Annotated in this window: 13 protein-coding genes and 1 pseudogene; 5 read left to right on the top strand and 9 right to left on the bottom strand. The window is 71.3% G+C overall.

The features are described 5' to 3' along the window. Positions 1–608 (bottom strand): annotated as a pseudogene (locus ACFV5N_RS04330) (homoserine dehydrogenase); the annotation flags it as partial. Between the two features lie 179 nt (positions 609–787). Between ACFV5N_RS04330 and otnK the strand changes: the two are divergent. After that, complete coding sequence (gene otnK / locus ACFV5N_RS04325; protein WP_385593863.1) at positions 788–2,062, top strand: 3-oxo-tetronate kinase; 1,275 nt, start codon at positions 788–790, stop codon at positions 2,060–2,062. 31 nt (positions 2,063–2,093) lie between these two features. After that, complete coding sequence (locus ACFV5N_RS04320) at positions 2,094–2,768, top strand: class II aldolase/adducin family protein (protein WP_385593861.1); 675 nt, start codon at positions 2,094–2,096, stop codon at positions 2,766–2,768. A gap of 73 nt (positions 2,769–2,841) precedes the next feature. Here the strand turns inward: ACFV5N_RS04320 and ACFV5N_RS04315 are convergent, their stop codons facing one another. From ACFV5N_RS04315 to ACFV5N_RS04305, 3 genes are all read right to left on the bottom strand, one after another. Continuing rightward, positions 2,842–3,798 carry a C45 family autoproteolytic acyltransferase/hydolase gene (locus ACFV5N_RS04315; protein WP_385593858.1) on the bottom strand — a complete coding sequence of 319 codons (957 nt, stop codon included), beginning with the start codon at positions 3,796–3,798 and terminating at the stop codon, positions 2,842–2,844. A gap of 100 nt (positions 3,799–3,898) precedes the next feature. After that, positions 3,899–5,275, bottom strand: a complete 1,377-nt coding sequence (locus ACFV5N_RS04310; RefSeq protein WP_385593855.1) for an MFS transporter — start codon at positions 5,273–5,275, stop codon at positions 3,899–3,901. Then, a complete protein-coding gene (locus ACFV5N_RS04305; protein ID WP_385593853.1) occupies positions 5,272–5,925 on the bottom strand; it encodes a helix-turn-helix domain-containing protein in 654 nt (217 codons plus the stop codon). Before ACFV5N_RS04305 ends, ACFV5N_RS04310 begins: the two co-directional genes overlap by 4 nt. Positions 5,926–6,044: 119 nt before the next feature. Between ACFV5N_RS04305 and ACFV5N_RS04300 the strand changes: the two genes are divergently transcribed. The 3 genes from ACFV5N_RS04300 (at position 6,045) to ACFV5N_RS04290 (ending at position 8,187) form a co-directional block, all read left to right on the top strand. Further along, complete coding sequence (locus ACFV5N_RS04300) at positions 6,045–6,524, top strand: cation:proton antiporter regulatory subunit (protein WP_385593850.1); 480 nt, start codon at positions 6,045–6,047, stop codon at positions 6,522–6,524. 6 nt (positions 6,525–6,530) lie between these two features. Continuing rightward, positions 6,531–7,769: a cation:proton antiporter gene (locus ACFV5N_RS04295; RefSeq protein ID WP_385593847.1), complete on the top strand. Its 1,239-nt coding sequence runs from the start codon at positions 6,531–6,533 to the stop codon at positions 7,767–7,769. Between the two features lie 121 nt (positions 7,770–7,890). After that, positions 7,891–8,187: a hypothetical protein gene (locus ACFV5N_RS04290; RefSeq protein WP_385593844.1), complete on the top strand. Its 297-nt coding sequence runs from the start codon at positions 7,891–7,893 to the stop codon at positions 8,185–8,187. A gap of 3 nt (positions 8,188–8,190) precedes the next feature. On the opposite strand, the gene ACFV5N_RS04285 is transcribed toward ACFV5N_RS04290, so the two are convergent. From ACFV5N_RS04285 to ACFV5N_RS04265, 5 genes are all read right to left on the bottom strand, one after another. Beyond that, positions 8,191–9,330: a protein-L-isoaspartate(D-aspartate) O-methyltransferase gene (locus ACFV5N_RS04285; protein WP_385593842.1), complete on the bottom strand. Its 1,140-nt coding sequence runs from the start codon at positions 9,328–9,330 to the stop codon at positions 8,191–8,193. Then, on the bottom strand, positions 9,327–10,295 hold the full coding sequence (tgmB, locus tag ACFV5N_RS04280; protein WP_385593838.1) for an ATP-grasp ribosomal peptide maturase: 969 nt from the start codon (positions 10,293–10,295) through the stop codon (positions 9,327–9,329). The genes ACFV5N_RS04285 and tgmB overlap by 4 nt, the downstream gene beginning before the upstream one ends. Beyond that, a complete protein-coding gene (locus tag ACFV5N_RS04275; protein WP_385593836.1) occupies positions 10,295–10,648 on the bottom strand; it encodes a hypothetical protein in 354 nt (117 codons plus the stop codon). The genes tgmB and ACFV5N_RS04275 overlap by 1 nt, the downstream gene beginning before the upstream one ends. Before the next feature lie 202 nt (positions 10,649–10,850). Continuing rightward, positions 10,851–11,045, bottom strand: a complete 195-nt coding sequence (locus tag ACFV5N_RS04270) for a DUF397 domain-containing protein (RefSeq protein WP_385593867.1) — start codon at positions 11,043–11,045, stop codon at positions 10,851–10,853. A gap of 10 nt (positions 11,046–11,055) precedes the next feature. Next, a complete protein-coding gene (locus tag ACFV5N_RS04265; protein ID WP_385593865.1) occupies positions 11,056–11,907 on the bottom strand; it encodes a helix-turn-helix domain-containing protein in 852 nt (283 codons plus the stop codon). Positions 11,908–11,984 lie beyond the last annotated feature (77 nt).

The following is an 11,984-nucleotide window of genomic DNA, read 5'->3' as shown; positions in this document are numbered from 1 at the left end:
GTCTGGTCGAGCTGGGTGACGGTGCCGGTCCCGGGGTCGTAGACGAGGTCGTACTCGCTGGACTTGCCGATGGCGACGATGTCGAGGCCGAGGCCCTTCGCCCAGGTGAAGAGCTGGATGAGGTTGGCGGGCTGGTCACCGGTGGCCGTGGTGTACACCACACCGTGCCGGGCGGCGAGCGCGGCGAGTTCGACACCGCCGACCGAGTCGACCTCCTTGCTGACCATGGCGACGTGCCGGCCGCCGGTCAGGGCGGTGCGGGCGGCGCGGTAGCCGACAGCGGGGTTGCCGGTGGCCTCGACGAGGATGTCGTAGGAGGCGTCGGCGAGCAGCGCGGCGTCGGCGACGACGGCGGTGCGGCCCGCGGCGCGGGCGGCGTCGAGGCCGGCCCGGTCGGTGACGACGGTCAGGGAACCGGGCCCTTCGGCGGGCAGGCCCAGTTCGGCGCCCAGCGCCAGGACGCCCTCGGTGTCGAGATCGCACAGCACGGCCGGCCGGACGTCGGCGGTGAGCCGGGTCTGGGCCAGCAGCGTCCGCGCGAAGCCGCCGCGCGCGCCCGTCAGTGCGTACGTGACGGTTTCCCGCGTCCCGTGCGGCTCGGCGTTCATGGTGCCCTCCTGGCGCTGGTGCTCTGCGGGTGAATCGGGTGAACCCGCCTATGGAGCGCGAACGTAACGCCAATTAACATGAGCGTCAACTGTAGTACCATAAATTCACAGATTGGCGCGGTGGCATCACGCGCCTCTCGCCTGGATACGTAAGAACGGCCTAACGGACGGTGACGGGAATGGCGGCAGGACAGGTCAGATGGGGCGGGGTGGCCGATGACTTCACCGGTGCCACCGACCTCGCCACCAACTGGGTCGCCCGGGGGCTGCGCACCAGCGTCACCCTGGGCGTCCCCAGCGACGAGGAACTCGCGGACCTGCGGCTCGCCGGCATGGACGCCGTGGTGGTCGCGCTGAAGACCCGCACCGCACCCGTGCGGGAAGCGGTCACCCGCTCGGTGGCCGCGCTGGACGCCCTGCGGCGGCTGGGCTGCTCCCGCTTCTACGACAAGTACTGCTCCACCTTCGACTCCACCCCGCAGGGCAACATCGGCCCCGTCGCCGACGCCCTGCTCGCCCAGCTCGGCGCGGACAAGGCGGTCGTCGTGCCGTCCTTCCCGGCCACCGGGCGCACCGTCTACCAGGGGCACCTGTTCGTCGGCGGCCGGCTGCTGAGCGACAGCTCCATGCGGCACCACCCGCTGACCCCGATGACCCGCTCGGACGTCGCCGAACTGCTGCGCCCGCAGACCCGGCACCAGGTCGCCACCGTCCCGCTCCAGGTGGTACGCGCCGGGGCGGCGGCCCTGCGCGCGGCCATCGACGCCGCCGACGCCACGTACGTGGTCGTCGACGCCATCGACGAGAGCGACCTCGCCGTCATCGCCGAGGTCACCGCGGGCGACCCGCTGGTGACCGGCGGCTCCGGGCTCGCCCTCGGGCTGCCCGCCGTGGCGGACGCCCCGGCCACCGCCGCGATGCCGGTGGCCACCGGCCACCGCGCCGTCCTGGCCGGCAGCGCCTCCTCGGCGACCCGGGGCCAGATCGCCCACGCCCGCCAGCACCTGGCCCACCGCAAACTCGACCTGGCGGCGCTGCGCGCGGACCTGCCGGGCGAGGTGGAGCGGCTCACCGCCTGGGCGACCGAGTGCTGGACCCGCTCGCCCGGGGAGCCCGTGCTGGTCTACGCCGTGGACTCACTGGAGGACCTGGAGGCGGCACCGCCCGCCGGGCAGCGGCCGGCCGCCGAGCTGATCGAGGAGGCGCTGGCCGGCTGCGCCACCGCCTTCGCGGCGGCCGGGGCCCGGCAGTTCCTGGTGGCGGGCGGCGAGACCTCCGGCAGCGTCGTGCAGGCCCTGGACGTCCGGCGGCTGGAGCTGGGCCCCGCGCTGGCGCCCGGCGTCTCGTGGGCGCACGGCACGGCCGGCGACGGACGCGCGTACAACCTCGCCCTCAAGTCGGGCAACTTCGGCCACCAGGACATCTTCACGGCGGGCTGGCAGGCCCTTGCGTGAATCACACAGCGAACGGGAGCGGGAGCGGGACATGAGCGACGCACGCCACGAACTCGTCGCGGCGGGGCGTGAGCTGACCGCCGCCGGGCTGAGCCCGGGCGCCTCGGGCAACCTCAGCGTCCGGATCGGGAACCGGATCCACATCACCCCGACCGGGACGCGGCTCGACACGCTGGACGCGGACGGACTCGCCGTCCTGGACGCGGACGCCCCCGTGGACGCCCCGCTGGAGCGGGCGCTGCTGGCCGGGCCGCGGCCCTCCAAGGAGTTCCCGCTGCACCTGGCGCTCTACCACCGCGACCCCGGGACGACCGCCGTCGTCCATCTGCACAGCGCGCACGCCGCCGCGTACGCGTGCCTGCCGCCCTGGTCGGAACGGAGCGCGGTGCCGCCGCTCACCCCGTACTTCGTGATGCGGGTCGGCCAGACCCCGCTGGTGCCCTACGCGGAGCCGGGGGACGTGGCCCAGGCGGTGCTGCTGCGCGAACTGGACTTCCCGTTCCGGGCGGCGCTGCTCCAGAACCACGGGCCGGTGACGGCCGGAGCCTCGATGGCGGCGGCGGCCGACGCGGCGATAGAGCTGGAGGAGACGGCACGGCTGCTCCTGCTGCTGAACGGCGGCACGCCCCGGCTGCTGACGGAGGACGAGGCCAGGGCACTGGCGGAGCGCTACGGCACCCCGTGGCACCCGGCCCCGGCCGGCTGACACCCGGGCGGCAGCACAAGTGCGGAGCCCCCGGCGGAGATCCGCCGGGGGCTCCGGCGCGCCCGGCGGCCGCTCAGACGGCACCGAGCCGGACCGTCCGGGTCTCCTCGGTGAAGGTGTCGAACGAGACGGACCAGCTCTCGGCGGCGGGCCAGTGGTAGGTGACGGTGCCCTCGGCCGGCCGGTAGTGGGCGGTGTAGACGGTGCCCAGGCCCCGGTCGTAGCCCAGCTGGTACAGCGGCGGGCGCAGCATCGCGGCCACCTCGGGTCCGGCCGCCCGGATGGCGGCGAGCCGCTCCCCGGTGCGGGTCGCCCGCTCCTGCTCCGGCGGCACCGGCTCGCTCTGGTGGTTGGCGGCGCAGGCGTCGGGGGCCTCGGTGAGCGGGATGTCGGGACCGAGGTGGACGGTGACGGAGCGGTGCCGGTCCACCAGGGTGAGGTTCTGCGGGATGGCGATGGGGAGGGTGCGCAGCCGGGCGAGGGCCTCGTCGACTGTGGTGCAGGTCTCCAGCAGGTAGCGGATGACGATGACCACCGCGAAGCCCGGCCCGTGGACCTTGCGGCCGCCGAAGGTGAGGGAGATGGCCAGGCCCGCGTCGTTCATGCCGTCCAGCAGGCCCCAGCCGCCCTCCTGGGTGCCGATGACCGGGCGCAGCAGCTGGGAGCGGACGATGGAGCCCTCGGCCTCGTCCGGGTCGAAGTCGTAGTTGCGCAGCAGTTCGCCGCCGGCGCCGGTCTGGGTGCAGCCGGCGAAGAAGGGGCGGACGGCGGCCAGGGTGAGGAGGGTGCCGGCGTGCGGGATGTCGGCCAGTCGTCCGCCCAGCCGGTCGAGGGCCGGTACGAGTTCGGGAAGGTGGGTCTCGAACAGCCGCCGGGCGGCACGGGCGCCCTCGTCGGTGCGGCCCGTGTCGGTCAGCCAGCCGGCCAGTGCCCCGGGCGGGTAGGTCTCGCGTATCAGCCCGGCCCACCGGGCGTCGTCACCGGAACCCACGTCGACGGTCCGGAACGTCTTCCGCAGAGTCTTCTCCATGGGCGGCACCGTAGCGGGGCCCGATAAACGTTCGCGGTACGAACCCGCCCGCCCACCGGGGGGACTTCACACCACGGGGCGGGCGGGCGGGTTCTTCCCCCTACCGCGGCGAGGCGGCCCGTGGATGATCCGCCGGGCCGTCGGTGGGGGTGTCGGGGGACGGCCGGCCGGTGGCGGCGGCGCGGGCCGCGCGCCGGGCCCGGTCCATGCCGCGCCATTCGGGGCGCAGTCCGGTGAGGGAGATGGTGACGGTGTACAGGATGCCACCGGTGACCAGGGCGGGCGCCAGTCCGATGCCGCCGATGGCGGCGCCCGCCAGCAGCCCGCCGAACGGGATGCCGGACCAGGCGAGCGAACTGACCAGGCCCTGGACCCGGGCCAGATGGCTGCGCGGGGCGCGCTCGACGATGATCGCGCTGAGGATCGGGTTGAGGAAGCCGCCGCCGAGACCGCCGAGGGCGAAGACCGCGACCACCGCCCACAGCGGCGCGCCCGCCGCCAGGACGAGGAAGCGCGGTGCCCCGGCGATGAGGAAGCCGACGAAGAACACGGTGCGCCGGGGCATGCGGTGGGCGATGGCCGCCGCGACCAGGCTGCCGGTGACGGCGGTGATGCCGTTCGCGGTGCCCAGCAGGCCCATCACCTCGGGGCCGTGCCCGGCCCCCTTGACCCACACCGGCAGCATGACCTGCATGAAGGCCGCATCCAGCAGGTTGGTGACGGCGATCATCAGCGCGATGGACAGCAGCAGCGGATCGCCGCGCACCACGCCGAAGCCCTGGCCGAGGCGGGCCCAGTAGCCCAGGTCGTCGTCCGCGCCGTCCGGGTCCCGGTGCGGGCGGCCCATGGCGCGCGGCAGGGTGGCGGCGATGATCAGCGAGCCGGCGGCGAAGCAGCCGGCGATCACGAACAGCGCGCTCATCGAGCCGATCAGCGCCACCAGCAGCCCTGCGGCGCCGGGGCCGACGGTGGCGGCGAGCCGTTCGGTGGTGCCGGAGAGGCCGGTGGCCCGCTCCAGCGGGACGCGGCAGCGTTCGGCGGCCTCCGGGACCATCACCTGCTTCGCCAGGTCGCCGGGCCCCCGGGCGGCCCCGATGACCGCCACCAGGGCGAGCAGCACCGGCAGCGAGAGCGCCCCGGCCGCGTGCAGCAGCGGGATGAGCAGCGCGGGCACCGCGCTGGCCAGGTCCATGGTCCAGGAGACGCGGCGCGGGCCGATCCGGTCGATGACCGGTCCGGACAGGCCCTTGAGCAGCACGTAGGGTGCCATCTCGAACAGTGCGACCAGGCCGGTCTGCACCGCGCTGCCGGTGGTGGTGAGGACGAACCAGGGCAGCGCGATGGTGGAGATCTTGGTGCCGGTCTGGGAGACGGCGACGGCGCCGAGCAGCCCGGCGAGCGGGCGCAGCGTCCGTTTCCGGTCCGGGCGGCCGGCGGGTCCCGCGCCGGGTTCCGCGGTGGGCGCTCCGGCCGTCACCGTTCCTCCTCGTTCCGGTCAAGGCCGGGTCCTGCCGGGTCAAAAGATCCCTCAAGGCCGGGCAAAACATGCAGCACGACCTGGACCCCTTCGGCACCCTCGGGCGCCTCCCCGGGGCCGGTGGCGGAGGCCGGGCGGTAGCGGGCGACGACCTCGTCCAGTTCGTTGCGCAGCCGGGTCGCCTCCTGCGGGGTGAGCCGCAGCAGCCGGTCGCCGAGCCCGAGGGTCTCGCGCCATACGCGGGGCATCGTCACGAATTCGTCGAGGGTGCGCCGGGTGGCCTCGGCGTGCGCGAGGGCGACGGACTGGAGGAAGGCGAGGGTCGCCTCGGGCTCCCGCTCGCGCAGGGTGCGGTCGCCGAAGGAGGTGAGCCGGTGGACCGAGCGCCACCAGCGTTCCCGGGCGTTTCCGCGCTCGGTGTCCTCCTCGACGAAACCGGCCGCGGCCAGCTGCCGCAGGTGGTAGCTGGTGGCCCCGGAGGTGAGTCCGAGCCGGGTCGCCAGCAGGGTCGCGGTGGCCGGTCCGTTGCGGCGCAGCAGGCCGAGCAGCCGGACCCGTACCGGGTGGGCGAGGGCGCGCAGGCCCTTGGCGTCGAGGACGGCGACGTCCCGCTCGTCGTACGGCAGGGGGTCGGGCTGTGGATCGGTCATGGACGCACTCTAGAACCGCAAAGAGAGTTTTGCAAAGAAGTCTTTCCAAAGAGTTCCGGGCAATCCGCGTGACTATCCTCGGCTCCGATCACTGCGGCTCAGGAAGGCGCGACACACTCATGGGCACGAAACGGACCCCGCTGCCGGGCGTGGGCGTTCAGTACGACATCAGCAGCCGTGACGGGCGGCACATCTCCGTCGTGGCCCACGAGGACGGCCGGCGCTTCCTGGGGTTCTACGACCCCGAGGACCCGGACGCCTGTCAGTGCACCGTGCCGCTGGACGCCGACGAGGCCGCCAAGCTCGCCTCGCTCATCGCCCCGGACTCCACCAGCCCGTCCTTCGCCCCCGGCGAGATCGGCCTGGACCTCATCACCGAACGCATCGCGATCGGCGCCGACTCGCCCTACCGGGGCCGCCCGCTCGGCGACACCAGAGCACGCACCCGCACCGGCGCCTCGATAGTCGCCGTGCTGCGCAGGACCGGCGCCCACCCGTCTCCCGGTCCCGACTACCGACTTGAGGCAGGTGACACGCTGCTGGTCGTGGGCACGCGCGAGGGTGTCTCCGACCTCGCCGACATCATCGCTGGGGGATAACCGCGTATGCACGAAACCACCACCATGCTGATCGAGCTGGGAGCGGTCGTGTTCGGGCTCGGCATCGTCGGCCGCCTGGCCGGCCGGCTCGGACTCTCCCCCATCCCGCTCTATCTGCTCGGCGGGCTCGCCTTCGGCCAGGGCGGACTGCTTCCCCTCACCACCACCGAGGGCTTCATCGAGATCGGCGCCGAGATCGGCGTCATCCTCCTGCTGCTGATGCTCGGCCTGGAGTACAGCCCCGCCGAACTCGTCGACAGCCTCAAGACCCAGTACCCGTCGGGCATCGTCGACTTCGTGCTCAACGCCACCCCCGGCGCCGTCGCCGGGCTGCTGCTCGGCTGGGGCCCGGTCGGCGCCACCGCGCTCGCCGGCGTCACCTACATCTCCTCCTCCGGCGTCATCGCCAAGGTCCTCACCGACCTCGGCCGGCTCGGCAACCGCGAGACCCCCGTCATCCTGGGCATCCTCGTCATCGAGGACCTCACGATGGCCGCCTATCTGCCGCTGCTCACCGCGATGCTGGCCGGGGTCGGCCTGGCCGGCGGCAGCCTCACCCTTCTCATCGCCCTGGGGACGGCGGCCACCGCCCTGTGGGTCGCCCTGCGGCACGGCCGGTTCATCTCCAAGGCCGTCTCCTCCGACAACCCCGAGATGCTGCTGCTCGTCGTCCTCGGCCTCACCCTGCTGGTGGCCGGCTTCGCCCAGCAGCTCAAGGTCTCGGCGGCGGTCGGCGCGTTCCTCGTCGGCATCGCCCTCTCCGGCGAGGTCGCCCACAACACCCGGCAGCTGTTCACCCCGCTGCGCGACCTCTTCGCCGCCGTCTTCTTCGTCTTCTTCGGGCTCTCCACCGTGCCGGGCGACATCCCGCCGGTGCTCGTCCCGGCGCTGCTGCTCGCCGCCGTCACCACCGTCACCAAGATCGGCACCGGCTGGTACGCGGCCAAGCGGGCCGGTATCGGCCCGCGCGGCCGGCTGCGCGCCGGGGGAGCGCTGGTGGCCCGCGGCGAGTTCTCCATCGTGATCGCCGGGCTGGCCACCGGGGTCGAACCACGCATCGCACCGATCGCCACCGCCTACGTCCTCATCCTCGTCATCGTGGGCCCGTTCGCCACCCGCTGGGCCCAGCCGGTCGGCATGCGCGTCCTCGACTGGCGCGACCAGCGCCGCGCCACCGCGGCGGCCACCGCGCCCGAACGCACCCCCGCCCTGGAGACCACCGACCCGCAGGGCGCCACCTCCTGACCCTCACCCCGCGAAAGCGCGTACGAGACCGGGGCCGTCCGCCCAGCGCACGGCCCCGGCGCCGCCGGACGCGGAAGCCCGGCGGCACCGGGCGGCACGGGAGCGGACCTAGCCTTCCCGCGTGGAGTGCCCCGGCTGCCAGGACCCCAGCGGAATCCCCGCCGTCAGCAACCGGCGGGGCGCGTACTGCTTCCCCTGCCTGAGCTGCGGACAGGTCGCCATCATCGCCCCGGACGGCGGCTTCTCCTTCACCACCGCCGAACCCTGCCGCACCCCCGGCTGCGACGGCTCCACCGGCCTCACCTACCGCTACCTGGACTCCGGCGTCTTCGACCGCGCCGCCCTCGACCCCTGCGACCAGTGCTACGGCGGCGACCGCTTCCAGCAGTGGCCGGCCCGGGCCGCCCGGCCCGGCTGACCCTCACATGGTCCACCGATACGCCCGCCCGCTCGGCGCGGTGTACGACATGACCTGCGACTCGGTGGAGGATTCGATGGCGAACCACTCGCGCCGGGGCCGGTTGAGCGATCGCCACAGGGCGTGCGCCTCTTCGACACGCTCCCAGAGATCCCGGGGACCCACCGTCGTGACCCTGGTGCCGCGGACCTGGGCGTACGAGCCGTCCGCCGGATCGTGGAGGGTCGTCGTGTCCGACCCGTTTCCTGCCTCCCACGTGCGGATCGTGGTCGCCGGGAGATGAAGCTGGGCGAAGAAGGAGAAAGTCCAGTCGTCCAGCACACTCCCCCTGAGCCGGGTCGGCCGCTCTGTTCCCGGCAGGTAAGAGCCGGACGACTGCGGTTGAGGACCACTGATCAATGGCATGAAGGCTGCGGGAGTGTGCATCACCCGCCCGGCCAACGTGCCGTCGTCGAGCTTGGTGAGCCGCGCCACCATGCCACCGGCGAGAGTGCCCTTGAGCGGAGTCACCAGCAGCCCTCCTGTCCGCAGTTGGCCGATCCAGGCCGGGGGGATGCGCCAGACGGAGCAGGTCGCGATGATCCGTTCGTAGGGAGCGGATCCGGCCACCCCCAACGCGCCATCGCCCAGAGCCACGGTCGGCCCCGGGCCCGGGGCCAGCGTTGCGCGGAGCCGTTCTCTGGCGGTGTCGACGAGGGTGGCCGAACGGTCGATGGTGGTCACGAGGTGTGGCTCAGTCATCCGGGACAGCAGAGCGGCGTTGTAACCCGAACCCGTACCGATCTCCAGAACCCGGGACCCCCGTACGACATCGAGGGCGTCCAGCATGTCCGCCATCAGGCTCGGAGCGGTGGACGAAGACGTCGGCACGCCCCGCAAGCCGGCCGGGTCCGCCTCCTCCGCGTGGACCCCGTCCACCTCCGTGATCAGGGAATCGTCCGCGTATACGGCCCGCAGCCACGCTTCGTCATCCGACATCAGCCATGGTACGAACCGTTCCCCTTCCCGGCGGTAGAAGGCCGGAACGAACGCATGCCTGGGGACATTCAGAAATGCTTCCAGCAGTGCGCTGGAAAGGACCGTCCCGCTGCGCTCCATCTGACGGGCAAGGCCCACCCGGGCCTCGGACAGCGCCTGTGTCATGCATGCGTTCCTTCCAGATAGTCCGCGATCGCCGCCGTGATCGGCAATCCCGTCGCGATCTCGATGAACCCGTACTGGCCGGACGGGTTCACTTCAAGGAACACCCACTGACCCTCCGGAGTCACGACGAAGTCGAACGCGCCGTACGGGAGTCCCAGCACGGCCAGCATCCGGAGCACTCCGTCCGCCACCGCTGGCGGTGGTTGCGTGACCCGGTAGGTGTGAGATGCGTAGTCGCTTCGCCAGTCGATGCGGCCACGGTCGGAACCGGAGTGGATTTCGGCGGCGAACATCCGTTCACCGACCACGGTCAGCCGTACCTCGTACGCTTTCGGCACCCACTCCTGAAAGAGATGAGCCGTGGTCGCGATGTCGGGATGCGGCAGATCAGCGGGGTCCACCATGCTGGTGAACACAGCAGCGGGCCGACCGTTCCTGGTGCCACGCATGGGGTGGAAGGGCTTGTAGACGAGGCGGCCAGGGATGCACGCCGCGAAGTCCCGCGCGGCCACCGGATCGTTGGTGATGAGGGTCCGGGGTACGGACAGGGCCGACTCGGCAGCAACCCGGAGCTGCAGGGGCTTGGACTCGGCATCCGCGGCTTTGCCCGGTGGCGACAACCAGCGGCACGGAAGGGCAGCCAGAAGTCCTCCGAAGCCGAGCCGAGCCTCGCGTTCGGCGATCCTGCGGATGTCCGGGGCCATGTCGTCGGCCACGCGGGGACGGCCGGGGCGGCGGTAATAGACCGAGTGCACATCGTTGAGGTGAAGCGTGCGATGCGCTGACCGCAGAGTGCCGCCCCAGCCGCTCGCGCCGAGGGCGGCACCCAGTCTCAGTCCCAAGGGGAAATCGGCGACATCCGCCCGGAACACGGGGACGGCCCGGCGGTTCAGTTCCTCGACGGCCAGATCAACGGTGGGGTCGAAGCGGTCCGCCAACACCAGCACGGTTCCGGCTGAGGACATCAGTCGTCACTCGGCCCGGGGTCGTCCTTGGCGTCCAACTGCTCGGGGTTGGTGTCCGTGGCTTCCGTTGTGTAGTAGGTCATCGGCGGATTCTTGGTCATGAAGACCCCGGGCGGGAGGCTGTCATAGGTGCTGGTCTGGGTCTGCTCGTCGTAGGAGATCCGGCTGGGGAGGACGCCTCCCGTCGCAGCGACCTCCGTGAAGAACCGGCAGGCGAACGGTTTGGGCCCAGCCGCCGAACCCGGCTCCCGCACTGCGGGGGCCGCGCCGGCCTGCAAGGGGAAGCGTGCTTCGGGTCGGTCCAGCAGTCCCGGATCGATCGCGACGGTTGTGGTGGCCGAGGTTGAGGGCACGGTTCGAGGTCCCTTCGGTCGAGGCCGCAGGCCATCTGAGGAAGTGAGTTCGATGGGACGCGACTTGTAGTGACTCGTTGTGACGCTAGCGCGACAGGGGTGCGCGTCGCAATAGTGTTCCTGAGCGTCGGCTAATTTTTCTCCTCACGCGTCAGGGCATGCCAAAGGCCCCATGCTCGGCGGCAGGGGGCCAAGTGCGGTGCTATGAGATCAAAGGATCGAATGCGCCACGTTTGACTCCATCGAGAAGGGTGGCGAGTCTCGCGTGATCAGTTTCGACGATCGCCTCTGGGGAGTCGCTCTCGCGCATCAGGAAGGAGCCGTTGACTGTGGCAATTTCTATACAGTTGGCTTGCTCTGTCGAGTAAGAAGACTTCTGCCACTGGACGTCCGACATATCCACGCTTTCACACGCTGCGCATGATTTCCAGGATGAGATCACGCGACTGCTCGGGGTTCATTGCTAGCTCTTCCGTTCGATTAAGAATAGCGCGGTAGTTGTCCAGGTGGGTCTCGGCATCGAGCATGACCGAGCCGTGGCCGGCATCCAGTTGCACGGTGTCCAGGCGGGGAACCGCGCCACCTGCATAGAGCATCGAGTTTCCCGCGTTGGGGAAGCCGCCGGCCGAGAACGGGATCGTTCGAACGGTGATGTTCTGCCGTTCCGATGCCTCAGCGAGGTGGGTGAGCTGTGCTCTGGCGACCTTGCGGCCGCCGAACTGCATGCGCAGAGCAGCTTCGTGGACAAGGAATACGCACTGTGGGGCCTGCTCCCTGTCAAGTATGTCGCGACGCTTCATGCGGTGTGAGAGGCGGCGTCGCAGTTCTGCGGGTGTCAGCTCGGGGACTGCGGTTGCGAAGACGGATTTGGCGTGCTCCTCGGTCTGCAGCAGGCCAGGCATGTGCATGGTGACAACGGAGTGCAGCGTCGTCGCGTGGTACTCCAGTTCTGCCAAGTCGAGCCAGTAGGCCGGGAGATCTTCTCGATACTCCTCCCACCAGCCCTTGGTCCGGTCGGCAGCCATGGCGGCGAGCGCTTCGATGTACTGCTCGTCCGCGCAGCCGAGGATACGCGCGAAAGCGCGGACTCGGTCCGGGCTCACCCCGAAGCGCCCGGCCTCCGTGTTGCTGATCCGGGCGCGATCGATCCCGAGCTGGGTGGCGGCTTCGCTGCTGCTCAGTCCGGCACGCTCTCGCAACTTGCGGAGTTCGGAGCCAAGGCGCTGTTGCCGGGCTGTCGGTGTTGACCTTGGGGGCACGACGCCTCCTTTGCTCGGGGTTGTGATGTAGAGGATCGCATGAGCCTTGCGCCGTATCAATTCTTAATTGTGCCGGT

Origin of the sequence: Streptomyces sp. NPDC059853 (genome assembly GCF_042731495.1) — a bacterium.
Classification (GTDB): domain Bacteria; phylum Actinomycetota; class Actinomycetes; order Streptomycetales; family Streptomycetaceae; genus Streptomyces.
Note: the sequence above shows the minus strand (reverse complement) of the source record. Positions and strands in the feature narration are given on the sequence as shown.

Coding starts and splice junctions, on each gene's coding strand:
- ACFV5N_RS04315 (WP_385593858.1), bottom strand. CDS start 3,798: ATGGAGAAGACTCTGCGGAAGACGTTCCGGACCGTCGACGTGGGTTCC.
- ACFV5N_RS04305 (WP_385593853.1), bottom strand. CDS start 5,925: ATGACCGATCCACAGCCCGACCCCCTGCCGTACGACGAGCGGGACGTC.
- ACFV5N_RS04295 (WP_385593847.1), top strand. CDS start 6,531: ATGCACGAAACCACCACCATGCTGATCGAGCTGGGAGCGGTCGTGTTC.
- ACFV5N_RS04300 (WP_385593850.1), top strand. CDS start 6,045: ATGGGCACGAAACGGACCCCGCTGCCGGGCGTGGGCGTTCAGTACGAC.
- otnK (WP_385593863.1), top strand. CDS start 788: ATGGCGGCAGGACAGGTCAGATGGGGCGGGGTGGCCGATGACTTCACC.
- tgmB (WP_385593838.1), bottom strand. CDS start 10,295: ATGTCCTCAGCCGGAACCGTGCTGGTGTTGGCGGACCGCTTCGACCCC.
- ACFV5N_RS04285 (WP_385593842.1), bottom strand. CDS start 9,330: ATGACACAGGCGCTGTCCGAGGCCCGGGTGGGCCTTGCCCGTCAGATG.
- ACFV5N_RS04270 (WP_385593867.1), bottom strand. CDS start 11,045: ATGTCGGACGTCCAGTGGCAGAAGTCTTCTTACTCGACAGAGCAAGCC.
- ACFV5N_RS04320 (WP_385593861.1), top strand. CDS start 2,094: ATGAGCGACGCACGCCACGAACTCGTCGCGGCGGGGCGTGAGCTGACC.